We start from the raw sequence: 1,018 nt of genomic DNA, 5'->3' as shown, positions 1-1,018 counted from the left end.
TCATAGCAGTGGGTGACAGTGGAAGCTTTCCATGGTCCATTGATTTGCCCACGAAACCCTTGCAACACTAGAGGTTGATCCGCCATAATTTCAGGGCGTCCCTCAAGGGTCAAAGAACCACTGCCCACAGCACGACACAACCTGTCCGACTCGGAAGCAGCAGCAGCTCGTGCTTCCTCCTCACAAGTGTAACAAGTGCGAAGACGCCGCACGGGACCGCTAACCCCTGTCTGATACTTGACTTGGCATTGCTGCCCTTTTGAGCGATCAAAATAAGAAGCTTCAATGGTGCCATATTGCGTGCGTGGCTCTAATGTGAATTCCCAACTTGAACAGTCATGCTTATGGATGTCGAGTGCTGGTAAATTGTCACCGCTTAAAAATAAAAACTTATTGTCCTTGATTAAAAAGCGTGCCTGCATACGGTCAGCAAGGCGGGTTAGAAAATCAACAGCCGATTGATCTGTACGAATCACATAAGGCAAAGTTTGTTTGGTGAACTGAGGACTGACCTTTGCTTGATAGCCATGGCGTTTGGCGAGTGTCTCAACAATCTCCCCAACAGTTTTGTGATCAAAATGCTCACTCACCTGTTCTTTGAGCTCTTTACGCATCGAGGCACTTTTGCCACAAAGGCGCAAAATCTCTCCATCACTGCCACCACAACTGACCACTGACTCGACAACAAAACACCCCATAAATGCACTGATGCTGTTCTCATAGCCAAAGATCACCTGCAGAGCGTTGCCCGTTTGTGGAACCTCTAAATCATTGCCACTATCATCAAACTCTGCTTCAAATGTATCGGATTCATTACCGGCATGGTCCGTAATGGTTGCGGTTAAAAGACGCTGGTAAAAAACCTCATGAACAGGTTTGTCTCCCACCTTGACCACAATAAAAGGGTGTGTGCGCATTAATCCCATAACCGCTTCACCATGCTTTGGGGATTAGACAACACAAATTCAGGTAGAATAACCGTTAAGCCCCGCGGTAAAAGCACACCATATTTGGCAAT

The 1,018-nt window shown here is 47.1% G+C and carries 1 protein-coding gene and 1 pseudogene; both read right to left on the bottom strand.

Annotated features, from left to right (window positions below; all coding sequences use genetic code 11):
- Positions 1-917 (bottom strand): phage late control D family protein (locus tag ACFIKR_RS09415; RefSeq protein ID WP_375659657.1); only part of this gene is annotated, 917 nt, incomplete at its 3' end.
- A pseudogene (locus ACFIKR_RS09410) lies at positions 917-1,018 on the bottom strand (phage tail protein); the annotation flags it as partial. The pseudogene ACFIKR_RS09410 and the gene ACFIKR_RS09415, both read right to left, overlap by 1 nt.

Origin of the sequence: Bartonella sp. MR30HLJHH (assembly GCF_042194195.1) — a bacterium.
Taxonomy (GTDB): domain Bacteria; phylum Pseudomonadota; class Alphaproteobacteria; order Rhizobiales; family Rhizobiaceae; genus Bartonella; species Bartonella grahamii.
The sequence above is the reverse complement of the archived record's forward strand: the minus strand, read 5'-3'. Positions and strand labels throughout refer to the sequence as shown.